The following is a 25,001-nucleotide window of genomic DNA, read 5'->3' as shown; positions in this document are numbered from 1 at the left end:
GTCAAAGAAAAAACCGAGGCTAGCCTCGGTTTTTTCTTGCTCTGCTATTGGTGTTTACTGTTCTTATAGATGCGGTTGATCAACTCGATCCAGGTTCATCACCTTGCTCCAAGCTTTTACAAAATCTTTAACAAATTTATCTGCGCCGTCACTGGCCGCATAAACTTCTGCTACTGCCCTCAATTCAGAGTTTGCGCCAAAAATAAGATCGACCGGAGTGGCGGTCCATTTCACTTGGCCGCTTTTGCGGTCTTTTCCTTCATAGATTCCCTGTGATTTTGCCGACTTGGACCAGACGGTGGACATATCGAGCAGATTGACAAAGAAATCGTTAGTCAGTGTACCGGGGCGCTGAGTCAATACGCCATTCTGCGAGGCGTGTGTATTCGCATTGAGAGCGCGCATTCCGCCGACAAGCACGGTCATCTCAGGTGCGCTCAGCGTTAACAGGCTGGCTCTATCGACCAATAGCTCTGTGGGTGTCCTTCCGTAACCATCGCCGTAGTAGTTGCGGAATCCGTCGGCCAGAGGCTGTAATACCGCAAAAGAGTTGACATCAGTTTGCTGCTGGGAGGCGTCGCTGCGTCCAGGTGTAAAAGGCACCTCAATTTTGTGCCCGCCCTGGGCGGCGGCTTTTTCAATGGCCGCCGCACCGCCAAGCACAATAATATCTGCCATTGAGACTTTTTTGCCCCCGGGCTGAGCGCGGTTAAACGCCTGTTGGATTTTTCCGAGAGCTGTCAGTACCCGTGACAATTCATTGGGATCATTTACCGGCCAGTCTTTTTGTGGGGCCAGGCGAAGCCGCGCACCATTGGCACCACCGCGAAAATCTGAACCGCGAAAGGTTGAGGCCGAGGCCCAGGCGGTCCTAACCAGATCGGGAACGCTAGGGCCGGCTGCGAGTATTTTTGCTTTGAGGTTATCGATATCCTCACTGTCAATTAGCGGGTGATCCACTTTGGGGATAGGGTCTTGCCAAATTAAATCCTCGGCGGGGACCTCAGCGCCCAAATAGCGCGCGCGAGGACCCATATCCCGATGGGTCAACTTAAACCAGGCCCTGGCAAAAGCGCGCTGGAACTCTTCTGGATTTTCATAGAAGCGTTTGGCAATTTTCTTATAGCTGGGGTCGAACTTCAGCGATAAATCGGTGGTAAACATGATGGGCGCGTGACGCTTGTTTTTATCGAAAGCATCGGGCACCAGATTGGCGGCATTGGGATCAGCGGGAACCCACTGAACGGCACCGGCTGGGCTTTTTTCTTTGACCCACTTGAATTTAAACAGGTTGTCCAGATACTGCTGGCTCCAGTTGACCGGAGCCACAGACCAGGCCCCTTCCAGGCCGGATGTCATAGTGTCGCCCGCATTTCCTGTGCCGCACTTATTTTTCCAGCCGAGCCCCTGTTGCTCGGTTGGAGCTGCGGCGGGCTCAGGGCCGAGGCAATTGACTTTCACCGCCCCGTGAGCCTTGCCAAAGGTATGGCCTCCGGCAATCAGGGCTACAGTTTCCTCGTCATTCATAGCCATGCGGGCAAAGGTTTCCCGGATATCCTTGGCGGCAGCCAGCGGATCGGGATTGCCATTGGGGCCCTCGGGATTGACGTAAATAAGGCCCATTTGCACCGCCCCCAGGGGCCTGTCCAGCTCGCGCTCACCGCTGTAGCGCTCATCGGCGAGCATCTTGGTTTCGGGGCCCCAGTAAATCAGATCCGGCTCCCAGTCATCTACCCGGCCTCCGGCAAATCCATAGGTGGGAAAACCCATGGATTCCAGTGCGACATTGCCGGTGAGTACCATAAGGTCGGCCCAGGATAGCTTGCGCCCGTATTTCTGCTTGATAGGCCAGAGCAGGCGGCGGGCTTTATCCAGGTTGGCGTTATCGGGCCAACTGTTAAGGGGGGCGAAACGCTGTTGGCCGCCACGGGCGCCGCCGCGACCGTCGCCAATCCGATAGGTGCCGGCGCTGTGCCAGGCCATGCGGATCATCAGTGGGCCGTAGTGGCCGTAGTCTGCCGGCCACCAGTCCTGGGAGGTTTTGAGTAGTGTTTCGATATCCTGTTTTACCGCTTTGAGGTCTAGGGTTTGGAATTCGGCGGCATAATCGAAGTCGTCACCCATTGGATTGGATCTTGGGGAGTGCTGTCTGAGCGGGCGTAGATCCAGCTGATCTGGCCACCAAAATCGATTGGATTTTGGCTGGCCCTCTACCGCCCCTTCAAGAGTAACCGGGTCAGTAACCACTTCCTCTTGGGTATCTGCGCCATAAACTGGCGCGATAATAAATATTGAGATGATTAATGCGATACCACTACCACTTTTTTTTATGAGCATTGAGAGTGTCTCCACAAGATCGCTGATCTATTCCCTGACTCGCTATTTGTTGGATGGTGAAATAGCGGACGTTACTACCTCTGAAGCTGTTTTAGCTATTTATTCAGTTTTTTACTGGATGGTTAATATAACTGTCAGCTTAATAATATATGAGTTTGAAAATACTGAGACTAAAAGGAGCTTATAAGGTGGATTGATAAAACTAATCAATACGTATTATTTGAAAATATTGGAATTGTCCGAGATGGGAGCGGTTGATGTATCACTGAATTTAGACAGCTTTCGCCAAACCGCTCTCTTTTTTTGGCGTAAAATTTGTGCGGGTTATCGAGAGGGACACAAATTGCGATACACGGGCTCCCCTTAGGGGAGCCCTCAAGGTATTAATTACATAGGGTGTGCAGGGTAAGAAGTGGACTCTGTCCGCTTTCTTTAGAGCTGATATCCAGGCCGTTAATGCCGCCCTCTGAGGCGATAACCAGGCCGTAGTTGTTATTGTTTAGCCAGCTGTCAATAATTCCCGAGGCGCCCAAATCAATCTGGTGCCGGCCGCTGGAAGAGGGGGTAAAGCTGCTCACTTGCAGTCCGAGCATTGAGCTACCGCCGACAGAATCCCATGTGGCTGACTCCTCCTGCCAGCTTTGTGTTGCTATGTAGATGCCATAGCTGTTATGGGAAGTGTTGGTGACATTCAACTCCAGGATCGCCTCCTGATATTGGTGACAATTTAACTCGGACAAATCAAAGCGAATAAGGCTGTATAGCGTACCGTAGATTAAATCACTGCCATCGGCGAGGAGTCCGGCACTGTCACCGTCAAAATTATCATCCTCCTTTCTGGATGAAATAAAGGCATCGTCGGAGGCAACTTGGGATATCTCTTCACCGACACTGCCACTGCAATCCGCCGCAACTCTGAGTGCTGGTGCGAGCCCGGTTTCTTTTGAAGAGAAATCTACACCATTACTGCCATTTAATGAGGCAATAACCAGGCCGGTATTTCCATTATTTAGCCAGCTATCCAGAAGTGTCGAGCTACTCAAGTCTAGGGTTTGTCTGCCGCTAGACGAAGGAGTAAAGCTAGTTGCCAACTGTGAGAGTGCCGCCGATCCGCCGACTGAATTCCAAGTGACAGAATCTTCACTCCAGTCGGATGTAGCCAGATAAATGCCGTACTGATTGCTGGATGTATTGGTAATATTTAATTCCAGTTCAACCGAGCCGATCGCTGAACAATTGGTAAGCTTGGAGAGATCAAATTTAATTAATGAGTAAAGGGTTCCATAAGTACTATCACTACCATCTGCCAGTAGGCCGTCCGCGTCTCCGTCAAAATTACTGGAGGCGTAGCGGGATGAAATAAAGCTATCATCAGTCACCGCTAGTGACAGCTCACCACTGCCTCCGCCATCTTCGACAATGACACTTCTGCCCGCACTATTCTGTGCGAGAGCCATGGCTTCACCAATTCGATTAGCACTCCACCAGTTGATGTTTTCGGGTAGCACAAGGGGATTATCCGCACGCTCTTCGCGTGTCAGGGTGCTGGCGCTGTCATCAAATTGGGCTGTGCGGACCGTCAGCGTATCGACGTCGACTTGGATCACTTTAAATTGCTGAATGCTGGCCATATCAATGGTCCAAAATTTGGCATCATTGGCCGAGCGGGCAGGGGCTCCCCAGCTCCCCTCACCGACATAGACAGTGCCTCCAGAGTCACTCGTGAAAAAATCGCTGTTACCGGGGGCAACCACTTCGGTGAGCTTGGTCAAATGGGTATCTGACTCGACTACCAGATTCATGGCGTAGTCATAAAAGGGCTGCGCCCACCAGTTAAATAGTGTGGGGTTATCGGACTTGCCACTGTAGTGGGGAAACATCGGTTTGTGATACTGGGCAAAACGCCAGCTGCTATAGGCGCCAGCTGTGGTTAAATCATTTTCCAGCCAGTTATTCATCGCGGTGGCATAGGATGACCAGCCGCTCTCCTGAAATTGGCTGTTGAGTGTATAGACCCGCAATAGGGGGGAGATTTGTACCGCGCCATAGGTATCGCTGGGGTTGCAGTTGCCATCGCTATTAAAGTCGACACCAAACACCTGACAGATGGTGGAGTAGTTGTCATCCTCATGATTGCCATGGGTGGGAATTAACGGGTAAATACGTTGATAGCTATAACCGTCAATTTCATCATCGGAGTAAGTCAGGGTCCAATCCTGTAGAAATTCGTCCATCTCCGAGGCGCTGTTGGCATTGGTAAAGTCACCGCCATGCATAACGGCCAGCGGACGAATTTTGGCGAGTAGTTCATTACCCTCGCGCCGGGTTGTGTGCCCGGTACGGGTGTCACCGCCAGCAACGATTACAAAGGGGGCTTCTTCGGCCGGGGCGGTTTTAAACCAGAATCGATCACCGCAGCCATTCTGGTCGCAGACTCGGTAGTATACGGGGGAGTCTGCGGGTAAATTTTCCAGCCTAACAAAATAGCTTTTCAAGCTACCGTCGAAGGTATGCTCCGAATCTACCAGTTGTGTATTCCAGCTATTTTCATTGGTCGAGTAACCAAATTTAAGGTAGGGGTTATTACTGTTGCCATTCGGTGAAAATCCAATAACAGCACGGGTGGAGGCATCGCCATCCCAGGCCAATCGGTGATATTTGCTCGCTGAGTTGGCATCTATTGCCAGGCATAGAGTCGAGATAGCAAAAGCAGTGCTTAAGAATCGTCTCATGGGGGATTCCTGTAAGTAGTGGTTATTATTTGAAAGTGCAGCACACCGAAAGAATAGTTGTGAAAATTGGGTGCGCTGCGCAGGAATTATTGTGGATATTTATTACAGGTCGTTGAATGGCTGGAAACCAGGCGTACAAAAGCGGCGTTTCTATAGGGGATTGTGACGGTTTTTGCACTCATAAAGTTTACCGCCCCCGCACCGGTGTGCAGATACTGGTAGACGCCGTATAAAGGCCTGTCGGCATTGCGGGTCCAGTAATCGCCCCGCTGTGTTTTGGGGAAATACTCGCTTGCTATTTGCGGACTGCCGGATTTGCTTTCCCGCAGGATAATGGAGCGCAGCTCAGTAATATCGGGAAGCCTCCAGTTTTGTGTGGCACAGAGCTTTTGCCGGTTGGTATGGCGAATTAAATCTTCGGTATCACAGCGGCTCTCTTCAAAATAACAGTCTCCATTATTTTCGACACCGTTCTCATATTGATACCAGGAATAGGTCCAGCTTCCATCGTGGATGCCTTCGTCGTCTGTTTTTACTTCCCAGAGAAGTCCGGTATTGGTATCGCAGATACAGGCCCAGGGCCCAGCCCAGGCCCCCATAGCGGCCCCCTGTCTATCTATTTTGACCAGGTGGTACGGTGTCGGCAGAGGCTCTGTTGGGCTGTGCAGGACTGCGGCAGCGATAGCAAATAAAGGTATAAGAAATATGCAAAATATACGCACAATCATTATTGCTCCGCCAGTCTAAGTTTTATCGGTTGGGCATGTCGTGTGTGGGCGATCTGGGAGTGGTCAAATGCGGAAACCCACAGGCAGATACCATCTTTAACCGGTATATCCAGCGTCGACCCCGTATCCAGTTTACGAACCACTTCCATGGACCAGTAACCGTCTTGCCAAATAGCGCGGGCTCTCACATCGGCTCGGTCCCCCTCAAAGCGATTGGAGGTATAGAGAACTGAAGGCATGGTGGTGTTACTGGGGTAAGTATCCTCTTTGCGTTGATAGGGTTGGTACTCAAACCAGGCAATGGTCCAGTCGCTATTTGAATCTGCATGCTGGTATGAGGTTAGGGAGGATGCTTGCTTGGGAAGCCGCTTGGGTGTGACTTTGTTCGGGGAGTACCACTGCCAGTTCATCAGGTAGGCACCGGATTCTTTACCATCCTGAAGGTAGCCTGCGGTATAGCGGCGCGCCCCGGGCCTTACAATATCAGGTTTACCTATGTAGTTATCATCGGCCAAGTGCATTTTATTGGTTCTAACGGCTTTCCAGTGCCAAAGATCGTGAATTTGCTCTGAACTACTGTAGTGATAGCCCTTGCCATGCCAATTTGCCGGTAATTGCGCCAGGGGCTTGCGCCCCAAATGAGAGGTGCCCGAGGCGCCAAATTCACAGGAATTGGACAGCAGCATGGCGAATTTATCTTCGTAATAGCGGGTTTCATTAAAATTTTGAAAACCTTGTTGTTGTATCTCCCAACCGGAGTCCACTTTTTTTAATGGGAGGTGTTTTAGACTTTCAGTGGGGTCTTCCCAGGTGATATGGAAAAATATTTCCTTCTGATTGTATGCTGCTTTCAAGCTGACGGTTGAACTACCATCAATAAAGTTGGCGCCGCCATCGGTATAAATCTCCAGGGGTGAAGCATGGGACCATATGGATTCCTGTGCTAAACCATCAATGGTTATAAAGAAATCCGGATCTATTTTTTTTGCCGTCAGACGGTGGTGGCTGTTATTTGTGATTAGCAGCCAAAGCAGTGCTGTTATCGAAGCTATCGATAGATAGCAAATTACAGGTGTTCGATAGCCTGTTCTGATTTTGGGTAACAGATAACCCAAAATTTTTAGACCGTAGGTCGATAGATAAACACCGGCGTGGAGGAAGATATAAAGTAGAACGCCAAGGGCTGCGAGAAAATGTATCTGGCGAGCTGTGGAGATGTAATCGTTACCAACAAATAACATCCAACCGCTAGCGACTATGCAGGCAATACAAAGTGTACCGGCGCGAGTGATTGTCCTGTGATACCTGGCGGATGCTTTACGGTAGGATCTCTTTTTATGGGGAGATTGAAGCTTGCTTGTTGATTTGTAGAATAAATAGCAAAAAAAGATGGCTGAAATCACTATCGCTGAAAAAAAGTGAACACTGTGAACCTGTCCCTGTGGCAGCAGTTCTTCGATATGGCCAATACTGGATTTGCTTAGGGTCGATATCCGCAGCCCGGTTAGCAAGCTGGTGAAAGTTACAACAATGGCCAGGCTGTGCAGGGTGATCCAAAGAGTATTCTTCAGTTGCTTGGCCATGGGGGGCTTCCAAAAGCGCTGAGGCTAGTAGAAAAGTGTGGCATTTATATTAATAAAATAAGATGGCTGCACGGTTAAGCTGATTGCTCTTGTCGGGTGTAAGGCTGTGGCCACTTGCGAAGAGAGAATGGGTGAGCGCTACAATTAGTGCCTGCTGAGATTTTTATAGCTACTCATGTAGCTTGCACTTGGCAAGGCTCGCTCTCTTTTCCAATGCTTCTGACATTGCGGTTAATTTGGGGTGGTCACTTCTCCAGTCAAAATTTTCATGGCGAAAATCAAGATAGGATAGTGCCGAGCACAAATTAATATGCGACAAACTAAAATCGTCAGGCAGTATGGCCAAGTGCTTTTCCAGGTATCCAAGCGACCGCTCTATTGCGCTGAAGTAACGTTGCCACCAAAATTCAGAGCGAAGATTTTCCCGCGCCCGCAACTTTTCCATTTGCAAATGTACTGCTGCGTCCATAAGCCCCGAGCTGACGCTGTGAAACGTGACTAGATTCCAGTTTTTATCCAGTGATGCGGAAAGGTGACCATCGCCCAGGCTTTTATCAAGAAATGCGCAGATAGCCTCACTATCAATGACTGAAGTGCCATTATCCAGTGTCAGGCAGGGCACCTTTCCCAGCGGGTTGCTGGAGATTAGCTCACCTTCATTGTGAAAGGGGTGAGAGAAATGCTCTGTTACCACCGCGTGCAGATTATGCTCTTGCACGACAATACGGGTCTTCCGCGCAAAAGGGGAAGAAAAGGTCAAGTACAGATGCATAGGCCAATCCTGTCCTGTCAGAATTCCCAGCCAGTACCCGCGCAATTTCGCCGCGTGAGGAGCCTCTGAATCACTCAGTGATATTTCTGTGGATTGTGCAGAAGCTCTCTGCTGCTAATACATACCCTAGTGATGGGTAATCGCAGATGTGATGCGGTGAAACAGGTGCTGTTTTAGGTAGGCTCTTTGTTTTTTGAGGCTGGAATAGTGATCGTCATCGGTGCCGATGCCGCTATCCTGAAGACCTCTTATTTGTTTATCCAGTTTGCTGTAGATATCGTTTTCAAGTTTGAACTGTATGTCATCTTCCATGAGCTGCTTGATTGTGTCTGCATATTCTGGGAAATCCACCGAGAGCTCGTGTGAAGCAATGGGCATAAGAAACCTGCGCAATTGGTATCAGTTGGTTAAAGTGTAGGTTCGGTCTTACCAGTCACAAAAATGCAATTTTAGCGCTGGTCCTATTTGTCAGTATAGGTACAAATTGAAGTTTAGATGCCGTTATATATAGCTGTCAGGTATATATAAAAATGGAAGCTATTCCGTTAACCAATAATTGGTATTCAACTTGTTTTGTCTAGTAGCGGCGCTTTGTCAGGTGGGAATGGGGAGTGAGTGCCAGGGCAGGCACAAAAAAGCCCGGCTATAAACCGGGCTTTTATTGTGGCTAGTCGCCTTAAGGTTCCGCTTAGGCGGAGGCCTCCAGAGGGGCGAAGCGCAATTGACGCCGCTGTAAAAGCTCGCCGAGATAGAGCTTTAAGTAGGCGGCAGCAGCTCGCTTGCCTTCTGCTGCGGCGTCTTCGGTTATCTTCCCAAAGCGGGAATAAGACTGGGAGCAGAAAGAGTCGTTGATGTTGATGGCACACATAAACCGGTCTCGCCAATCCTGGGAGGGGGGTAACTCGAACTCCCGAGACAGGTTCTTAATAAGAGTATCTGCAAGGCGCCAGCTGTTTTCCATTTGTAGTTGGCGCAAGGCCCAACTGGACTGAGGTCCAAAATGTACTTTCAGTGCTGCGAGATTCTCTTCGTAGTAGCTGCGCACAAGGTCGCACAACTGGTTTAGCATGTCTTGCCAGCTTTCCGATGGGGAAAAGTCTGAATGGCCTAAAACCACGTCACCGAAAGACTTGTAGTGACGTTCGGCCAGGGCGGTTAAGCTGGCATCTACACTTGGGAAAAAGTGATAAACAGACGCTGCCGGAACACCTGCAACCTGGCTTAGGTTTGCCAGACTGATATCCGTAGAATCTTGTTCAGTAATTAATACTTCAAGGGCGTCAAGAAGCTTTTCATACTTCTCTCGACCATTCTTGCGTTGTGGTTTGCGCGGACTGGCAGTATCGCGCCGGCTGATAGCTCGTCGATCGATTTGGTTCAAATTACCTCCCCCTTTAGACAAGCGGCACTGGCCATGGGCTAGCATACGCTTTACTTCCATGTAAAAAATTGTCTTTTGGAATTGATTATTATAATCGTACCAAATTCGGACGGGCAAGAAGAACTTGTTTGATTTGTGGGATAGTTCCACATTAATAAATTAAAATCGGCTAATAGGGGGTTCCTACCAGCCGATTGAATAGTGATTTAATGGTAATGTAGCTCTGTTGCCTTTCCGCGAAAGACGTAATAGGAGAAAACGGTATAGGCAAGAATAACGGGAACTACGATAACAGCCCCCACAAGAATAAATTGTAAAGACGCAGTAGCGCTGGCGGCCTGCCAAATATTGAGTTCGCCGGGGACAATATCCGGGAAAAAGCTGAAGGCCAGACCACTAAAGCACAGCAGAAAGATAAAGACCACGGTGAAAAAGGGCAGGGCTTTATGTCTGTCGGCCGGTTTTGGCATGCGGGCGAGCAGGATGTCATTGAAGATAAAGGCAATAAAACACAACGTGGGTACCAACAGTACAAACATAACCAGGGGGTAGGTAAACCAGCGATCAAATACCGTAGGATTTACCAGCGGGTTGATAGTCGATACCGCGATCACCCCGAGCAGAGTGGCTCTGCCGGCGCGACGAGTCCAAATCGCGGCCCGTTTTTGCAGTTGCGCTTCGGTTTTAAGTACCAGCCACGCGCCACCTATATAGGCGTAGGCGGCGGTAACGCCCAGGGCACTCAGCGCTGAAAATAGTTGTGCAGACCAATCGGGCTTAAAGCCGATAACGTATTGTCCCAGCATGTAGCCCTGTGCCAGACTGGTAATAATCGACCCGGCTTTAAAGGTCCTATCCCAAATCAATTTCTTGTCGATGGCAGCTTTGGCACGAAAGTCGAATGCGACTCCCCGCATAATAAGCCCGACCAACATAATCGCTGCGGGAATATACAGATGCATTAATACCAAGTTGTGGGCGATCGGGAATGCGATCAATAGCAACCCGATCGCCAGTACCAACCAGGTTTCATTGGCATCCCAAAACGGGCCGATGGAGGCGATCATGGTATCTCTGCGCGATTCATCGGTTTCCCGCATGGGCAGCAGTATGCCTACCCCCAGATCGTAGCCGTCGAGTATGGCATAGACCAATATCGCCAAGCCCATCAGTGCGACAAAGGCGACCGGCAGCCAGTAAGCTGCGGCAGATGCGCTATCTGTCATTTGCTCTCTCCCCGGGTATTTCCTTCAGTGTCTTTATGCAGGTTGCTCAGGCTGCTACCGGCAGATAGCTCCTGGGTTTCAAACTCTTCAACTTTTACAGATTTCAGGGCCATCACTTTCAGGGTTCTTATGTAGGCAAAGAGCAATATCACATAGACAGCTAAATACAGGGCGAGGGAAAACCCCACGTGTGAGGGCGGAACAGAGGTGACCGCATCGGCGGTTTTCAGCACTCCGGTAACCAGCCAGGGTTGCCGGCCAATCTCTGTGACATACCAACCGGCCAGGGTGGCAACCCAACCGGAAAACGTCATCGCGACCAGGGTTTTTAGCATCCACTGGGGCAGTTCGCCTCTGCGCAGGAGGTAAACCCCAGTCCAAGCGGTCAGCAGCATGAGAATGCCCACGCCCACCATAATGCGGAAGGCGAAAAAGATCGGCGCAACTGGCGGGTGATTATCGGGAAATTCATTGATCCCCCGGATTTCCCCCTCCCACTCGTGGGTGAGGATCAGGCTGGCCATTTTGGGAATGCCAATCGCCCAGTGGTTGGTTTTTTCCTCCCCGTCGGGGAGCGCAAACAGCAGTAGCGGGGCGCCGCGTTCCGTTTCCCAAACCCCTTCCATCGCCGCGACTTTTTGCGGCTGGTGCGCAAAGGTATTGAGGCCGTGCAGGTCACCGACATAGATTTGAATCGGAATAAAAATGGCGGCGAGGGTCAGTCCGGTCTTCAGGGCGAGCCGGGGGGCGCGCTTGGGGTCTCCCTTGAGGATTCGATAGGCGGAAATTCCCGCGACAAAGAACGATGCCGTCAGGCCCGAAGCGAGCAGCATATGTGTGAGCCGGTAGGGGAAAGAGGCGTTAAAGATAATTTCCAGCCAGCTGGCCGGGTAGGCGACGCCATCGCGTATCTCGAAGCCGGCGGGTGTTTGCATCCAGGAGTTGAGGGCGATAATCCAAAAGGCGGACAGTGTGGTTCCCGTCGCGACAATAAATGCCGACAGGGTATGTATTTTGCTGGGCACCTTATTAATGCCAAACAGCATAATACCGAGGAAGGTCGCTTCGAGAAAAAACGCAGTCAGTACTTCATAGCCCAGCAGTGGGCCGGCGATATTGCCGACCTGGGCCATAAAGCCCGGCCAGTTGGTTCCGAACTGGAAGGACATGGTGATACCGCTGACCACGCCGAGGGCAAATGTCAGGGCAAAGACCTTTACCCAAAAACGATAGGCGCGCATCCACACCGGGTTATTGGTTTGGTCGTAGCGTAATTTAAAAAAGAAAATGATCCATGCGAGTGCAATGGTGATTGTAGGAAAGAGAATATGAAAGCTGATATTGGCGGCAAACTGTATCCTGGATAGGATCAGGGTATCTAACATGGGAGCCTCTGCTGGTCTGAGATCTTTGAACCAGTGAGCCAATAAGCACCTCCTGTGCTAATTGGCACTGCAAGAAAATATAGAGGCAGGTGTATGTTCCCGCGTATACAGTCTTGCAGGAGCCGATCTTGGATCGGCAGCGGCACGGCCTTGTGCCGTTTTGACCCGGCAGCTATCTGCTGCCGGGTCAAAATATGCCGGGGTTACTGGCCGTAGAATTGGCCCTGTGGATTTCTCCCCGGAACAAGTGTTTTGCAGACTGCGGTATTGCCCGCAGCGGTGTTTTGCGGGCTAACCGGGGGCGCTCTGTCCACCGCTTATCTTACTTTTGAGCTCCAGCAGCTTGACGATACCGGAGCCCAGCTTCATCAATTTAAGCAGGTCCTGGTGTTCTAGCTTGCTGAGGGTGTTGGCAAACTCTTCCAGTAGCTCCAGCAAACTGTACACCTCCTGAATTTTTTCCTGGGCCTGGGCATCCAGTTCATCCTGGGGCTCATTGAGTAGCAGTTGGCGCAGTAGGCTTAGGGTGGGATCGAGCTCCCGTTTGCGGCGCTCTTCAAAGACGGTGCGGGCGAGGTCCCAGATTGACCCTGCGGCGGTGAAATAGTCTTTGCGATCGCCCGGTTGGTGGTGCAATTCAATCAGGCGCCAGGCCTGCAATTCCTTGAGCCCCATACTGACATTGCCACGGCTGATTTTGAGAGCCTGGGCCAGTTGCTCGGCGTTCAGAGGTGCGGGGTGAATGGTGAGTAGGGCAAACATCTGCCCCACCGTGCGGTTGAACCCCCAGCGGCTCCCCATTTCCCCAAAGTGCAGTACGAATGCCTGGGCTTGATTCGATAGTTTCATTTACTTCTTAAATTTCAGAAATTTCTGAAAATTGTAAATGTAAATTGATTTATGTCAATCACCCAGCGTGAAAATAATGCGAGCCCCACCAGGAGGCATCGCGGGCTCGCTCGGAGCGGTTGGGAGTGATTGACGTTAAGGAGGCAAGCCCGCTTCGGCGCGCCGGTGCCAGTCATCGGGTACGATAAAGCCTCGGCAGGCTTCGCCGCTGGAATCAATAGCCGCGATACACAGGGGTTGGGTAAACCCTGTGGAGCGCAATGTCTCCACCAAGCGCTCTGCACTGATACCCGCGAGATGGCCCTGCGGTGCCAGCCAGGCCCGTTTGGGAAGTGGCAGCCACTCGTGGCTAGCAAAGGGGGGCTGATCCTGGCAGAGCGCGCGGAACTCGGACAAGGGCGCCCACCAGAAGGGGTGGTTGGATAGCTGTTGAAGTGTATTCAGGGGCTTAAAGAGCCTTCCCGGCATCAGCGCCCACTGTCGATCTATCTGCAAGCCGTGATCTCGCAGCAGTGACTGCACTCCCGGTGTGCGAATCAGTGGGAGTTGGTGATCTGCCATCCTCGCCAGTTTGATATCCAGCCGGTCTTTGAGCCCGGGGCCTACCCAGTGATGCCTTGCCACCTGGAGGTAGAATTTCACCGCAATCTCCCAGTGTTCACAACGCCTGCTGGGCAGGTGTTGTACGACAAAGTCGAGCTCGCCCAGTGTTTTGCCATCTTTCCTCAGGGGGAGGTTCTGGTGGCGCAGTTCGTAGTCTGGGTGTTGGCGAAAAGCAAATGACCAGAGTCTCTCAAAATATGTGCCCAGGCGATAATTGGGTTTATTGCGGTTGAGTGTGTGCAGGTAATCTTGCAGCTCCGGGGCGAGCGCCGCTTTTACTCGGTCGCGGCAGAAGTATTCCAGTAGCTCAACTCGCCGGGCGGATGGGAGCCAGGGCAGTTTAGTTGCCGCGCCTATCCCTGCAATGGAGGCCTCGCCTGGGGGAATATCAGCGCTGCCCACAGACCAGAGCAGGTTGTTCCAGTGATCTACCCGCCCGTGTAGCGAGGGGGGGATCGTGGTGATGGGTTGCGTTTCCTGAGCCATTAAAGTTCTGTATATTGCCTGAGGTGTCTGTGAAAGTGAGAGCTACAGAGACACCAAAAATAGAGTGTGGATTGGTGGGGGGCTCTGAGCTTATTGGAGAATACTTCACCAGCTAAAAATAATAATTACACTTTTAACCCTCTACCCGAATGCCCCAATAACCAGCGTATTAGCGCTGTTGAAATAACGCCTCTGGCAGAGGTGTTTCTGTCTTGCTGTCGCTATCTCTCTCCAGTGCAAACTTTATTGTACTGGCTGCTGATGTGGCTTGGGTACGGTTGTTCAGTGACTGTTAGCGGAGACAATCATGGAGTCAGGCCCCCTTATCTCGATCGGTTTGCCTATATCGCTGTTTATTATCATGGTGGGTATAGGGATGACCCTAACCGCCAGGGACTTTCACCAGGTCACGGTCAAACCGGTTGGCCTTATCGTCGGCACCTCTGCGCAAATCCTGCTGATGCCCGCAATCGCGATAGCCCTGTGCTGGGGGTTAAATTTGCCACCGGCCATTGCTGTCGGCCTGGTCATTATTGCGGCCTGCCCGGGAGGTACGACATCAAACCTGTTTACTCTGCTGGCTCGCGGCAATGTGGCGCTCTCCATTGTGTTAACGGTTTCCGCCAGCTTGATTACTATCGCCAGTTTACCGCTTTTCACTAATTATGCGCTTCGCACCTACTTTGGTGCCGAGCAGAGCATCGCCCTGCCTTTTGCCAGCACCGTGGCGATGTTATCCAGTATTGTCCTCTTACCGGTCGTTATTGGAATGTTATTCCGCGCCTGGAAGCCACACTTGGCTCGCCGGGCAGAGGGGCTTGTGAGTATTTTTGGTGGAGTGGTGCTGCTGGCACTGGTGGCGGGGCTTATCTGGGGGATTCGCGATCGCCTCGCAGACTTGATGATTCAGGCGGGGCCCTCGGTCATTCTATTGAATCTGTGCGGTGTGATACTGGGACTTTTAATCAGTCGAATAGTTGGTCTGTCGAAGCGGGAGGGGGTGGCGATTGCCACGGAACTCGGCATTAAAAACAGCACTATCGGAATGATGGTCACGCTTACCCTGCTGCACTCCAGTGAGATGTCAGTGCCCTCAGCGGTCTACGGTGTATTGATGTTCCCGTCAGGTATTCTACTGGCGCTATATGGCCGCCGCAGCGCAGAGAGAAAATCCCCCGCTGAGACCGGGGAGACCGGTGAAATAGGCTAGGAAATGTTGCATTTACTGAAAACTGGGCCATACCTGTACTATTGAGGGTATGCTCAACCCCGGCAAGCGGCTCCCATAGGCATTGGTGAGCCGCTATCGTTTTAGCGGCTGTTTTAGTGTAGCTATTATTGCCAGGGCCTTGGCATCGAGATGTATCAATCCCAGGGTTTCAATATCAGTATATGTTTAAGGGTTTTGCGCCGAAGCGCAGTAAGAAAAATACCATCAATAATAACCTAAAATTAGATGCTTTATATTGGCGGCGCCTATTGGAGCAGTCGGCCCTGGGGAGTCATACTTCTGGTGTGGGTAATACGGCTAAACACAATATTATTGTGTCGCTAACGAGTTACGGTAAGCGTATTCACGATATTCACTTGTGTATTGAGAGTTTATTTCAGCAATCCCTCAAAGCAGATTTAATTGTCCTCTGGTTATCGGTTAAAGAGTTTCCCGGGCACAGCTTGCCCAGTCTTTTGACGAAACAGTTGCAGCGGGGCTTGCGGGTCGAATTTGTCGATGAAGATCTGGGGCCTTATACAAAGTATTTTTATGCACTGCAGCAGTTTCCCGATAGCCTGATTATCACGGTGGATGACGATATCCTCTATCCGGTGGATACCATCGATATGCTATATCAGTCATATATAAAATCCCCAGAGTATATTTTTTGCCATCGCGCCCACAGAATTGCTGTCGATAAACAGGGCAATATATTGCCTTATCGCCAATGGCGGACAACGCGCGAGAGCTGGCGCTGCGATATGAATGTTAAACCCTCCTACCGGGTTTTTCCCACCGGAGTTGGAGGTGTTTTATATTACCCCGGTGCACTGCACCCCGACGCCCTGAATAAGGACAAATTTTTAGCGCTGTGTCCCAATGCGGATGATATCTGGCTCAAAGCCATGAGTATGCGGCAGGGGGTCCGCTGCGCAAGAGTCGCGGACGTTCGTTTTTGGCGGGATAGGTTTTTAACCATTCCCGGATGCCAGGCCAGCGGGTTAAAAAAGCAAAATTTAAAGGGGAAAAGTGGCAATGATAGAAAAATACGCAGCGTTTTTTCTGAGTATCAGCTGGCGCGATTGCTGTTAGAGTAAATGCGTTGTGACTCGAAGAAAATTTGGTTTTTTACAAAGCTGTCGCTTTAATCTGGTATTACCATTTATAGCGAAAACCCAGTTCCAGCCCCCCAGAAAAGCTATCCCCCCAATTTTCCAGACTGCTGCTGTAATAAATTTCTGAATAGATGGAGCAGTGGTCCCCGCACTCATCGTAACTGGCGCCCAGGCGCAATTCGCCGTACCAAGTATCTGGTTTTTGCTTGAGGCGGGCCCCGGATACCAGTAGGTCGGTGCTCTGATCGACATTGTAAATTAGGCTCGGCGTTACAAACAGGGAAAACCTTTCCAGAGGGCGGGAGCCATACATATTGTGACTGCTTTTGTGTTGGCTCTTGCGTTTTTCAAAGATACTGCCCAGGCGCAAGAGGAAACCATTGTTGTTGATATCTGTGGTTTGCACCCCGTAGATATCCTGTAAATCATTGGCCTCTTCCGAGGTGTAGATTAATTGGGCGTGGGGTGTCCAGGAGTAGTAGTCCCGCAGCCTAAAGCTCCTGCCTCCCTCGATCGATAGGGCATAGCCAAATGCCTCATCGCTATTGTCGAGCTGGCGCAGTGGTTTGGAATCCATTTCAAAATCAAACCAATTCAGCTTTAACTGGCTATCGATAAAAGTGCCCCCTGCGCCATACCAAGTGATAAAAGCGCTGACACCATAGTTACTGGCGTCGATAGAGCCATCACCAAAAAATGAGTTGACCTCGTTTTTGGAGTCACCGTAGTGCAGCGCTGCGCTGCCAATCAGTTGGCTGCCATAGACGGAGACCCCGATAGGCAGGTCAACCCCCACTTGTATCTGGTAATAGCGCTGTTTCCAGTCGGCGCGGGTGCTGGACTCCTTGGGGAAGAGGGTTGTGTGGCGGGCGGAGTTCCTGATCCACAAACCCCGCCGGTCTACAGCCTGCTCTTGGGCGTCGCTGTACTCGCTAGTGACCAGGTCCAAGTAGCTGCTCGCGACCCAGTAGCGGTTGCCCAGGCGGCTGCGCAGTGAGGTGGGGATATTAAGTGTTCTGAGCACTTGCGGGAGGGTTTCGTAGAGCACCGAGGCGGGCTGCCAGCGCGCCATACCGCCGTTGGGAAATACTGAGGAGTTATCCACCGTTGAGCGCAGATACCAGTTGCCATCGGAGTTTTCCGCACTGCCGTGCTGGTGCAGTGTATAGCCATAGGCACCGCCGATAACTGCCGGCTGATTATCTTTGCTGACAAAGTCCCCCGCCAGGATAAACTGGGCATTGGAGTCCCCTGCCACCGAGACCACTTTAATCCCCTCTCCGCCTGTGCGCTGCCCCTTGCCGGCGCGGTTAAATATTACAAGGGTCGTGGTGCCGCTGCTGTCGCCTTCCACGATTAGTTGATCACTGTGCGAGAATTCATCACCGAGGGCTGCGTCGAGCCACAGGCGCCCGTTGTCGGAGCGGTAATGGCCGTAGTTACCCTGGCTGTCTGTGGCGATTACCAGGGTATTGAATTGACTGTTGGACAAGTTAATGGTGCCGTTGTTGGAGATATCACCGGACACCACATAGCGCTCACCGTCAAAAGAGGCCTGTCCACCCCAGCGAATATCGAGACCGAGGGGGTTGCCCTCCGTATCGAGCCCCCCGCCAACTGCGAGGTTGCCGCTAAAGTGCATTTTAGAGCTGCCCCAGACGGAGACTCTCTCCCAATTATGTAGAAGGGTTCCATCGACGGAGTAGTCCAATTTAAAAATTAGACGGTCAATCTCCCCATCGTCTGCACTGAGGTCATCGCCACCATCCAGTAGTACATCGCCATCGAAAGAGTGCGCATCAATTAGCAGGGTGTCTGACCCGGAGCCGCCGCGAACTTCGTTGCTGATCCCCTCATCCCAGTAGATATAATCATCGCCACTACCGGCATCCAGGTAGTTAAAAATAAAACCGCCATCCAGGGTAATGGTATCGTTACCCTCTCCCCCCCAGACGTGAAAGGACAGCCCGTCGAGCAGGGTCAGGGTGTCGTCCCCAGCGCCGCCGTGAATGCCTCCGCCGCCCTGATAGGTGCCCACATCACTGGAGCGTTCATCGAGAATAATTGTATCGTTGCCGGCACCACCGTCGGCTAATTGGGTAATTATTCCCCCGCTAATATAAATTTCATCATTCCCGTCACCGGCAAATACATTGTCTGCGGTGCCGCCGCTTAGGCTGATGCGGTCGTCGCCGGCGAAGCTAGTTATATTTGCGCCATTGGGATCATTATTCTCATCACAATTAATTTGATCGGCACCGGCTGTTCCGCTGTTGCCGGGATTGCACTGTGCCAGAGATTGGCTGGCGCAAATAACCAGCGGGGGAATTGTCAGAGCGAGCAGGCTCCGCTGCAAGCGCCTGGGGAAATAAACCCGGTATCCAGTGTTGGTCAGTGACACGGTTATTCCTTTTATCGCGCCAAATTATTGCCAAAAATAGTGGCCGTGTAACGGCGCAGTAACGACTGGGCCTGAAGGAAAAATACACTGCGCGCAGCTGAGAGCGATTCGTTGCTGCGCGACCCACTCAAATAGAGCGGTTAATTAAAATTTAGTGCCAATGCCAAAATTAATAACCCAGGGGTTGTAGTCAAAGTGGGCGTAGAGGCGATCCCTACCCAACTCTGTGGGGAAATCGACGGTAATGTTGGTGTCCGCCAGATAATACATTGTGGATAAGTTGAGCAGGATAGGGTATTTCCAGTCGCGGAAATCGAAATTAAAGTCTACCCCCGCCTGTAGCCCCCAGTCCCAGGAGTGCCCCATATTGAGTGATCCCGGCGCGACCGACAGCCCGGAATCTAACAGGTATTCGTCAAACTGATGGCTAATTTCCACGTTGTGGAAATTGGTGTAGTTAATCCCCGCGCCCGCGTAGGGGCGCATTCGATAGGAGAGGTCCAGGAAATACCAGTTGGCAAAGAGTAGAGTAGAGGCGGTGCTAAAATCGCCGATCTGGATTTGGCTGCGCCCGGGATTGCCGGTGAAGTTATCCAATTTTGCGCCATAGTTGGCGCCATTAATATGCATTAATTCAACACCCCAGCGCTCGTTGGGGCGCCAGACCGCAGATATTTGCCAGGCATGGGCCGAATCGATTTTCCAGCTGCTGTTGTATAAATCCCACTGCTGTAAAACCCGGTATTTAAGCGCAGTGCCCTCATCGTTTGGCTGAACATAAGTCAGGCCGAAACGAACAATAAATTCCCCCCAATCGACATCGCGCCAATTATCTTCAGCTTGAACGGAGAGTGTTGACAGGGTAAAGAGTAGGGTAATTATGCCTTTATTAAAGTCTTTTGCAGTCATCGTGCTATCCATCTTGGCGAGGTCGGACACAGATACAACAGAGAATCTGCCCCAGTTTTTTACTGGGTGAATATTGGTGCTACTTTGGCTGGGGGAGCCCCTGAATAATTTCGCACTACCTCCGCAGTCTTCAGAGACCGCCCCAAGGGGCCTTCAGAATTATTCGGAGACCCCCTAAGTACTGAAAAAAGTAGCAGGGCTGAGCCAGCGCGCAGGGAATTTCTCAAATTTTGAGGACTAAATTGTAGCGCCGGCCCGCTGCGGAACTTGCCTACCCCAGATTGGGTTTGGGGCAGGCTCGCAGCACCGGTAGGGGGCTGCCGGGGAGCAAGGTGGAATTATGGGAGTTTGCCCAGGGGCACCTTTTCCAGGTTGCGGGCGTATTCCAGGAACTTCTGTGCCGCCGGTGACAGGGGACGCGATTTGCGCCGGGCCAAATACCAGTGAGTGACAATGGGAAGCGCCTCGACATTGAGTATGGACAAGCCCGCGCGCCCGCCAAATGCCAGGGTGTGCTCCGATAGAATCGAGACCCCCAATCCCGACATCACCGCGTGCTTGATGGCTTCATTACTTTCAATGGTCATGCGCAGCTTGAGGTCTATATTGCGTTTGTGCAGGAATTGCTCGATGGCGTGGCGGGTACCGGAGCCCTCTTCCCGGTGCAGGAATGGACACTCTGCAAACTCGTGCAGGGAGATACGCTTGCGGGAAGCCAGCGGGTGATTTTCCGGGGCGATTGCCAGCAGGCGATTGGGCAGAAATTCGACCAGCTCCAGATCCTGACTTTTGGGTGGGTGGCTGAAAACGTAGAAATCGTCTTCATCCTCACCGGTGTAATCGATAATCTGCTGGCGGTTGCCCACCCTGAAGTGAATATCCAGTCGCGGATAGCGCTGGTAAAACTCGCCGATCAGGTGGGGGATAAAGTATTTGGCGGTGGTCACCACCGCCAGTTGCAAGCTGCCGGTGTCCAGTCCGCGCAGCTGCGACAGCTTCAGGTCCAGGTACTCGTAGCTCTTCAGGATCTCCCGGGCACTCTCCACCAGGGTCAGCCCGGCCTCGGTAAATTGCAGTTGCCGGCCCACCGAATAGTAGAGGGGGAGGCCCACCGCCTCGGAGAGTTTGGCCAGCTGCATCGACACGCTGGGCTGGGTGAGATGCAGGGCCCTGGCGGCAGCGCTGATATTGCTCTGCTCATACACACAGAGCAGGATTTCCAGCTGGCGGACGGTGCCGATACGGGCGTGCGCTCGGTTGAGGGGCACAACATCACCTATATAGATTTTGAGTTATGGATTGCATAATAAATATCTATTTTTATCTATCAATAGCAATCTTGATAATGCGCCTACTTCAACAATCAATAGGGGCATTATCGATGCAGCGATCACAACTCTTTTTTGGTGTCATTGTCGGCTTAGTCGTGCTCTGTGTAGGCCTGTCAGTCAACCTCGCCGGTATTAACGGGGTTCCGCTGATGGCTGTGGGCTTGGTGGTCGTGCTGGCCAACGTCGCTTACTGGCTGATGGCGCAAACGCCCAAGCGCATACGTATCGCCACGGGTCGCGCCCACCAGCGCCGGGGACAGCCCTAGAGATGCAGTTGGATATCGTTGTCGGCTTTTTCTTACTGGGTGCCTTTGCCCAGTTGGTGCGCAGTGATTTGAGCTTGCCCAAGGGCCTCTACCAGAGCTGTGTGATCTTCCTGCTAATTGCGATCGGCCTGAAAGGCGGCGCCGCCCTGAGTGCCTATTCCGCAGCGACCCTGGTGCCGCAAGCCCTGGCGGTAGTCGCCTTTGGCGCTCTGCTGCCCCTGCTGGCTTTCCCTATCTTGCGCTGGATCGGCAAGTGGTCCCGTGTGGACGCCGCCGCAACTGCGGCTCATTACGGTTCCGTCAGTGTTGCCACCTATGCGGTAGCTGTGGCGCTGTTGCAGTCACAGCAGATCGACTACGAAGCTTACTTCCCGCTGTTTGTCGCCCTGCTTGAGGTACCGGCGATCATTATCGGAATCCTCCTGGCGCGCCAATCCATGGGGAATGGAGGCAAGCGCCGGGTATTTCACGAGGTCACCTGTAACCAGGGAGTGATGTTGCTTCTCGGCGGTATCGCGATTGGCGCCTGGGCCGGTGAGCGCACCGCCTCTGTCATGCCTTTCTTTGGCACCCTGTTTCATGGCATATTGGCGCTTTTCCTGCTGGAGATGGGGCGTGTCGCTGCGGCGCGTCTCGCCGATGTACGCGGGCAGGGAGCTTTCTTACTCAGCTTTGGTATCTTTATGCCGCTCATTGGTGGTGCGGCGGGCGGTGCCTTGGCAAGCTTAATGGGACTGTCTCCCGGTGGTATTTTCCTCCTTGCGGTACTCGGTAGCAGTGCTTCTTATATTGCTGTGCCCGCAGCTATGTCCGTTGCTCTGCCGCAGGCCAATGCCAGTGTGTCGATCACTTTGTCCCTGGCCGTTACTTTTCCTTTCAATGTGCTGGTGGCGATACCCGTCTATCTGGCGCTAGTTCAATACTGGAGTTAATCGCAAGTGAAGCCGATTCCCTTTGAAAAAGTCACCATCGTAATGGGCTCCCGCTCAGATTGGGCCACCATGAGCAACGCGACTAAGCCTTTGGAAGAGCTTGAAGTTCCCTTTGCCACGGCCGTGGTTTCTGCTCACAGGACTCCCCAGCGCATGGTTGAATTTGCCAGCCGCGCCCACGAATCCGGCACCGAAGTGATTATTGCCGGTGCCGGCGGCTCTGCCCACCTACCGGGTATGATCGCTGCTATGACGCCCCTGCCGGTAATCGCGGTGCCGGTTGAGAGCCGCTTTATGACGGGGATGGACAGCTTGTTGTCTATCGTACAAATGCCTCGCGGTGTCGCGGTAGCCACCCAGGCGGTCGGTGCCTCTGGTGCCTACAATGCAGGTTTGATGGCTGCGCAGATGCTGTCTTTGGCCGATGCGGAGTTGCAGAAACGCCTGATCGCTTGGCGCGAGCGCCAGACCGAGCAAGTTCCGATCACGGTTGAGTGATAGGAGATCGTTGTGAGTAAGAGACGAGTCGCCATTATTGGCTGTGGGCAGTTGGCACAGATGATGGCCCAAGAGGGGCAACCCCTCGGCGTGGAGTTTAGTTTCCTGGCCGAGACCGGTGAAAATACTGACTGTGTTAAGGGACTGGGGACTATCGTAGAGATGGAACCCGGACAGGACGCGGAGGCGTTGTATCAGGCCCTCGGGCGCCCGGAAGTGATTACCAGTGAGAGAGAGCAGGTGAGTGTGGACTTGCTGCGCGCTTTGCAGGCCTTCTGTCCGGTATACCCGGACCCGCATATTACCGAGAAGGCCCAGCACCGCCTGCGCGAGAAGCGGGCCCTCACCCAGTCGGGTCTGCCCGTGGCTCCTTTCGCTGCGGCGCGGGGTGAGCAAGAACTGCGGCAAGCCGTCGCTCAACTGGGCTACCCGGCCTTTATCAAGAGCTGTGAAAATGGCTACGACGGCAAAAACCAGTGGTGTGTGAAGAGCGCGGCGGACCTGGACGCTGCGATTCCCCAAGCTGGGGATCAGGAATGTGTGGTCGAGGCCGGGGTGAATTTCGCCTGTGAGGTCTCCATTATCGGCGCCCGCTCCGCATCCGGCGAAATTAAAGCCTACCCGCTGACGGAAAATCGCCACCGCAATGGCACCCTGCTACTGTCTACCGCACCCTACAATAACCCGGAGCTGCTCCGCGCCGCCGAGGGTTACCTGGAGACTTTGCTGCAAGACTGGGACTACGTGGGTGTCTTGGCCGTTGAGTGCTTTGTTTGTGAGAGCGGCTTGATCGTCAACGAAGTGGCACCGCGAGTTCACAACAGCGGTCACTGGACCTTTGTCGGCCCTGAGGCCAGCCAATTTGCCAATCATATCCGCGCGATACTGGATATGCCCCTGGGGGATACCAGCTGTCCGCAACCGGTTGCGATGGTCAATATGTTGGGGGTTGATGTGGCCCCGCAGCAGGACAACGATGGTGTTTGGCTGTACGGCAAAGCCCTGCGCCCTGGGCGCAAAATGGGTCATGTCATCATACAGGACGCAGATATGGATCATTTGCGCCAGCGCAGCGAAAGTATGATTGAAGAGCTGTACGGCGAGAAGATTTAGTCGCTACTGAATATCGCGCGTCGGACTCTTGAACTTGGAACCGGTACCCCGCCACATGGGGGTGCCGGCCCGGTAAGCTGCCCGGGCAATCATATGGACACCGATTGGCACCGTGAGTAGTAAAAATAAAATAGCCGCGATAGCCCTGGCGGTTACCTGCGCGTCGCTAAAAAGAATTGCCACACCCGCCAACAATAAGCCACAGCACACTGTGGCGCCCTTTCCCGATGTACTCATACGAGTGTAAAAATCCGGCATTCGCAGTAAGCCCAAAGCGGCACTGAAGCCAAAAAAGCTGCCCACCAGAATGATCAGGGCGATAAAAATCTCATCCAATGTCATCATGATCTTTATGCGCGTGAGTTACTGTGCGTGAGCCACTTTTCTCAATAAAGCGGGCAAAGGCCACACTTACCAAGAAAGCCACCAGGGCCAGGGCGATAGCGGCGTCCAGGTAGACCGGCTGCCCCGAGGCGATGGCCAGTAGTGCGCAGTAAGCCACCGCGAGAATATTGAGAACATCCAGAGCCACCACTCTGTCGGCGAGTGTGGGGCCCAGTGCGATACGCAGGAAGCACATCACCAGGGCCAACAGTAGCAGCAAGGAGGCAATATTGATTGCCGCTGCGACCAGGGGCGAGTGAATATCGATAATCGTGAGAAACATCAGGATACCGCCTCCTTCACTCGCCGGGCAAATCCCTCGCTAATTTCCCGGCGGAAGGCATCGGGGTCACTGACAAACATGGTGTGTACGATTAAGGCATCATTATTGGGGGTGACATCCAATACCATAGTGCCCGGTGTCAGGGAAATTAAGTTGGTGAGAATAAAAATCTGGTTTTTATCCAGTTTCTCGATCGGCAGTCGCACGATAAGGGGTTTGCTTTGCAAGCGCGGCGAGAATACCTCGTAGGCGGCGCGCAGGCTGGATAAAACCAGCTCCTCAAGGAAGAAAAAGCACAGCCGGGCCAGGCGTGGCAGGCGGGCAAAATAGCTTTGCGAACCGGGCAGCCTGGGGGAGACCCGCAGGGCCAAAAAACCGATTAGAAAGCCAAAGAAAAAATTTGTCATGGACGCATTGCCAGTGAGGGCGGACCAACTGATCGCGAGCAGTAAATTTAATAAAAAAGCACGCATC

Annotated in this window: 23 protein-coding genes; 6 read left to right on the top strand and 17 right to left on the bottom strand. The window is 52.5% G+C overall.

Annotated features, from left to right (window positions below):
• Positions 1–63: 63 nt before the first annotated feature.
• The 11 genes from katG to ACJJIF_RS11505 form a co-directional block, all read right to left on the bottom strand.
• Positions 64–2,337 (bottom strand): catalase/peroxidase HPI, encoded by a 2,274-nt coding sequence (katG, locus tag ACJJIF_RS11555; protein WP_444928500.1) that lies wholly within the window; start codon positions 2,335–2,337, stop codon positions 64–66.
• A gap of 383 nt (positions 2,338–2,720) precedes the next feature.
• Positions 2,721–5,069: a DNRLRE domain-containing protein gene (locus ACJJIF_RS11550; protein WP_444928499.1), complete on the bottom strand. Its 2,349-nt coding sequence runs from the start codon at positions 5,067–5,069 to the stop codon at positions 2,721–2,723.
• Between the two features lie 86 nt (positions 5,070–5,155).
• The gene (locus tag ACJJIF_RS11545; RefSeq protein ID WP_444928498.1) at positions 5,156–5,668 is read right to left on the bottom strand and encodes an Lcl C-terminal domain-containing protein; all 513 of its coding nucleotides are present in this window, start codon (positions 5,666–5,668) and stop codon (positions 5,156–5,158) included.
• A gap of 128 nt (positions 5,669–5,796) precedes the next feature.
• Positions 5,797–7,380 (bottom strand): ethylbenzene dehydrogenase-related protein, encoded by a 1,584-nt coding sequence (locus ACJJIF_RS11540; RefSeq protein ID WP_444928497.1) that lies wholly within the window; start codon positions 7,378–7,380, stop codon positions 5,797–5,799.
• A gap of 169 nt (positions 7,381–7,549) precedes the next feature.
• Positions 7,550–8,152, bottom strand: a complete 603-nt coding sequence (locus ACJJIF_RS11535; protein WP_444928496.1) for a glutathione S-transferase N-terminal domain-containing protein — start codon at positions 8,150–8,152, stop codon at positions 7,550–7,552.
• A 126-nt stretch (positions 8,153–8,278) separates the two neighbouring features.
• On the bottom strand, positions 8,279–8,530 hold the full coding sequence (locus tag ACJJIF_RS11530) for an HP1242/YdcH family protein (protein ID WP_444928495.1): 252 nt from the start codon (positions 8,528–8,530) through the stop codon (positions 8,279–8,281).
• Positions 8,531–8,840: 310 nt separating this feature from the next.
• The gene (locus ACJJIF_RS11525) at positions 8,841–9,533 is read right to left on the bottom strand and encodes a TetR/AcrR family transcriptional regulator (RefSeq protein ID WP_444928494.1); all 693 of its coding nucleotides are present in this window, start codon (positions 9,531–9,533) and stop codon (positions 8,841–8,843) included.
• A gap of 206 nt (positions 9,534–9,739) precedes the next feature.
• A complete protein-coding gene (cydB, locus tag ACJJIF_RS11520; protein WP_444928493.1) occupies positions 9,740–10,759 on the bottom strand; it encodes a cytochrome d ubiquinol oxidase subunit II in 1,020 nt (339 codons plus the stop codon).
• The gene (locus ACJJIF_RS11515; RefSeq protein WP_444928492.1) at positions 10,756–12,144 is read right to left on the bottom strand and encodes a cytochrome ubiquinol oxidase subunit I; all 1,389 of its coding nucleotides are present in this window, start codon (positions 12,142–12,144) and stop codon (positions 10,756–10,758) included. Before ACJJIF_RS11515 ends, cydB begins: the two co-directional genes overlap by 4 nt.
• 291 nt (positions 12,145–12,435) lie before the next feature.
• Positions 12,436–12,993, bottom strand: a complete 558-nt coding sequence (locus tag ACJJIF_RS11510) for a GbsR/MarR family transcriptional regulator (RefSeq protein WP_444928491.1) — start codon at positions 12,991–12,993, stop codon at positions 12,436–12,438.
• 135 nt (positions 12,994–13,128) lie between these two features.
• Entirely contained in the window at positions 13,129–14,082 is a 954-nt protein-coding gene (locus ACJJIF_RS11505; RefSeq protein ID WP_444928490.1) for a DUF1853 family protein, read from the bottom strand.
• A 307-nt stretch (positions 14,083–14,389) separates the two neighbouring features.
• Here ACJJIF_RS11505 and ACJJIF_RS11500 point away from each other — a divergent pair, with 307 nt between their 5' ends.
• Complete coding sequence (locus tag ACJJIF_RS11500; protein WP_444928489.1) at positions 14,390–15,292, top strand: bile acid:sodium symporter family protein; 903 nt, start codon at positions 14,390–14,392, stop codon at positions 15,290–15,292.
• A 182-nt stretch (positions 15,293–15,474) separates the two neighbouring features.
• A complete protein-coding gene (locus tag ACJJIF_RS11495; protein ID WP_444928488.1) occupies positions 15,475–16,392 on the top strand; it encodes a glycosyltransferase family A protein in 918 nt (305 codons plus the stop codon).
• A gap of 58 nt (positions 16,393–16,450) precedes the next feature.
• Here ACJJIF_RS11495 and ACJJIF_RS11490 read toward each other — a convergent pair whose 3' ends face one another.
• From ACJJIF_RS11490 to ACJJIF_RS11480, 3 genes are all read right to left on the bottom strand, one after another.
• Positions 16,451–18,811 carry an autotransporter family protein gene (locus tag ACJJIF_RS11490; protein WP_444928487.1) on the bottom strand — a complete coding sequence of 787 codons (2,361 nt, stop codon included), beginning with the start codon at positions 18,809–18,811 and terminating at the stop codon, positions 16,451–16,453.
• Between the two features lie 144 nt (positions 18,812–18,955).
• Positions 18,956–19,720 (bottom strand): OmpW/AlkL family protein, encoded by a 765-nt coding sequence (locus tag ACJJIF_RS11485; RefSeq protein ID WP_444928486.1) that lies wholly within the window; start codon positions 19,718–19,720, stop codon positions 18,956–18,958.
• A 338-nt stretch (positions 19,721–20,058) separates the two neighbouring features.
• Entirely contained in the window at positions 20,059–20,988 is a 930-nt protein-coding gene (locus tag ACJJIF_RS11480; protein WP_444928485.1) for a LysR family transcriptional regulator, read from the bottom strand.
• Between the two features lie 113 nt (positions 20,989–21,101).
• On the opposite strand from ACJJIF_RS11480, the gene ACJJIF_RS11475 reads away from it, so the two are divergent.
• The 4 genes from ACJJIF_RS11475 to ACJJIF_RS11460 are packed head-to-tail and all read left to right on the top strand — an operon-like array spanning position 21,102 to position 23,860.
• Positions 21,102–21,317, top strand: a complete 216-nt coding sequence (locus ACJJIF_RS11475; protein WP_444928484.1) for a hypothetical protein — start codon at positions 21,102–21,104, stop codon at positions 21,315–21,317.
• A 2-nt stretch (positions 21,318–21,319) separates the two neighbouring features.
• Positions 21,320–22,249: a sodium-dependent bicarbonate transport family permease gene (locus ACJJIF_RS11470; RefSeq protein ID WP_444928483.1), complete on the top strand. Its 930-nt coding sequence runs from the start codon at positions 21,320–21,322 to the stop codon at positions 22,247–22,249.
• A 6-nt stretch (positions 22,250–22,255) separates the two neighbouring features.
• Entirely contained in the window at positions 22,256–22,747 is a 492-nt protein-coding gene (purE, locus tag ACJJIF_RS11465) for a 5-(carboxyamino)imidazole ribonucleotide mutase (RefSeq protein WP_444928482.1), read from the top strand.
• A gap of 12 nt (positions 22,748–22,759) precedes the next feature.
• A complete protein-coding gene (locus ACJJIF_RS11460; RefSeq protein ID WP_444928481.1) occupies positions 22,760–23,860 on the top strand; it encodes a 5-(carboxyamino)imidazole ribonucleotide synthase in 1,101 nt (366 codons plus the stop codon).
• Between the two features lie 3 nt (positions 23,861–23,863).
• Here the strand turns inward: ACJJIF_RS11460 and mnhG are convergent, their stop codons facing one another.
• The 3 genes from mnhG to ACJJIF_RS11445 are packed head-to-tail and all read right to left on the bottom strand — an operon-like array spanning position 23,864 to position 25,000.
• The gene (gene mnhG, locus ACJJIF_RS11455) at positions 23,864–24,205 is read right to left on the bottom strand and encodes a monovalent cation/H(+) antiporter subunit G (protein WP_444928480.1); all 342 of its coding nucleotides are present in this window, start codon (positions 24,203–24,205) and stop codon (positions 23,864–23,866) included.
• On the bottom strand, positions 24,189–24,527 hold the full coding sequence (locus tag ACJJIF_RS11450) for a cation:proton antiporter (protein WP_444928479.1): 339 nt from the start codon (positions 24,525–24,527) through the stop codon (positions 24,189–24,191). The genes mnhG and ACJJIF_RS11450 overlap by 17 nt, the downstream gene beginning before the upstream one ends.
• Complete coding sequence (locus tag ACJJIF_RS11445; protein WP_444928478.1) at positions 24,527–25,000, bottom strand: Na+/H+ antiporter subunit E; 474 nt, start codon at positions 24,998–25,000, stop codon at positions 24,527–24,529. The genes ACJJIF_RS11450 and ACJJIF_RS11445 overlap by 1 nt, the downstream gene beginning before the upstream one ends.
• Between the last annotated feature and the right edge of the window lies 1 nt (position 25,001).

Source organism: Microbulbifer regidiadema (SeqCode), assembly GCF_052467605.1.
Note: the sequence above shows the minus strand (reverse complement) of the source record. Positions and strands in the feature narration are given on the sequence as shown.

Coding starts and splice junctions, on each gene's coding strand:
- cydB (WP_444928493.1), bottom strand. CDS start 10,759: ATGACAGATAGCGCATCTGCCGCAGCTTACTGGCTGCCGGTCGCCTTT.
- ACJJIF_RS11540 (WP_444928497.1), bottom strand. CDS start 7,380: ATGGCCAAGCAACTGAAGAATACTCTTTGGATCACCCTGCACAGCCTG.
- mnhG (WP_444928480.1), bottom strand. CDS start 24,205: ATGATGACATTGGATGAGATTTTTATCGCCCTGATCATTCTGGTGGGC.
- ACJJIF_RS11485 (WP_444928486.1), bottom strand. CDS start 19,720: ATGACTGCAAAAGACTTTAATAAAGGCATAATTACCCTACTCTTTACC.
- ACJJIF_RS11535 (WP_444928496.1), bottom strand. CDS start 8,152: ATGCATCTGTACTTGACCTTTTCTTCCCCTTTTGCGCGGAAGACCCGT.
- ACJJIF_RS11470 (WP_444928483.1), top strand. CDS start 21,320: ATGCAGTTGGATATCGTTGTCGGCTTTTTCTTACTGGGTGCCTTTGCC.
- ACJJIF_RS11505 (WP_444928490.1), bottom strand. CDS start 14,082: ATGGCTCAGGAAACGCAACCCATCACCACGATCCCCCCCTCGCTACAC.
- ACJJIF_RS11545 (WP_444928498.1), bottom strand. CDS start 5,668: ATGGGGGCCTGGGCTGGGCCCTGGGCCTGTATCTGCGATACCAATACC.
- ACJJIF_RS11530 (WP_444928495.1), bottom strand. CDS start 8,530: ATGCCCATTGCTTCACACGAGCTCTCGGTGGATTTCCCAGAATATGCA.
- ACJJIF_RS11450 (WP_444928479.1), bottom strand. CDS start 24,527: ATGTTTCTCACGATTATCGATATTCACTCGCCCCTGGTCGCAGCGGCA.
- ACJJIF_RS11445 (WP_444928478.1), bottom strand. CDS start 25,000: ATGCGTGCTTTTTTATTAAATTTACTGCTCGCGATCAGTTGGTCCGCC.
- ACJJIF_RS11475 (WP_444928484.1), top strand. CDS start 21,102: ATGCAGCGATCACAACTCTTTTTTGGTGTCATTGTCGGCTTAGTCGTG.
- ACJJIF_RS11515 (WP_444928492.1), bottom strand. CDS start 12,144: ATGTTAGATACCCTGATCCTATCCAGGATACAGTTTGCCGCCAATATC.
- ACJJIF_RS11500 (WP_444928489.1), top strand. CDS start 14,390: ATGGAGTCAGGCCCCCTTATCTCGATCGGTTTGCCTATATCGCTGTTT.
- ACJJIF_RS11510 (WP_444928491.1), bottom strand. CDS start 12,993: ATGAAACTATCGAATCAAGCCCAGGCATTCGTACTGCACTTTGGGGAA.
- ACJJIF_RS11550 (WP_444928499.1), bottom strand. CDS start 5,069: ATGAGACGATTCTTAAGCACTGCTTTTGCTATCTCGACTCTATGCCTG.
- ACJJIF_RS11495 (WP_444928488.1), top strand. CDS start 15,475: ATGTTTAAGGGTTTTGCGCCGAAGCGCAGTAAGAAAAATACCATCAAT.
- katG (WP_444928500.1), bottom strand. CDS start 2,337: ATGCTCATAAAAAAAAGTGGTAGTGGTATCGCATTAATCATCTCAATA.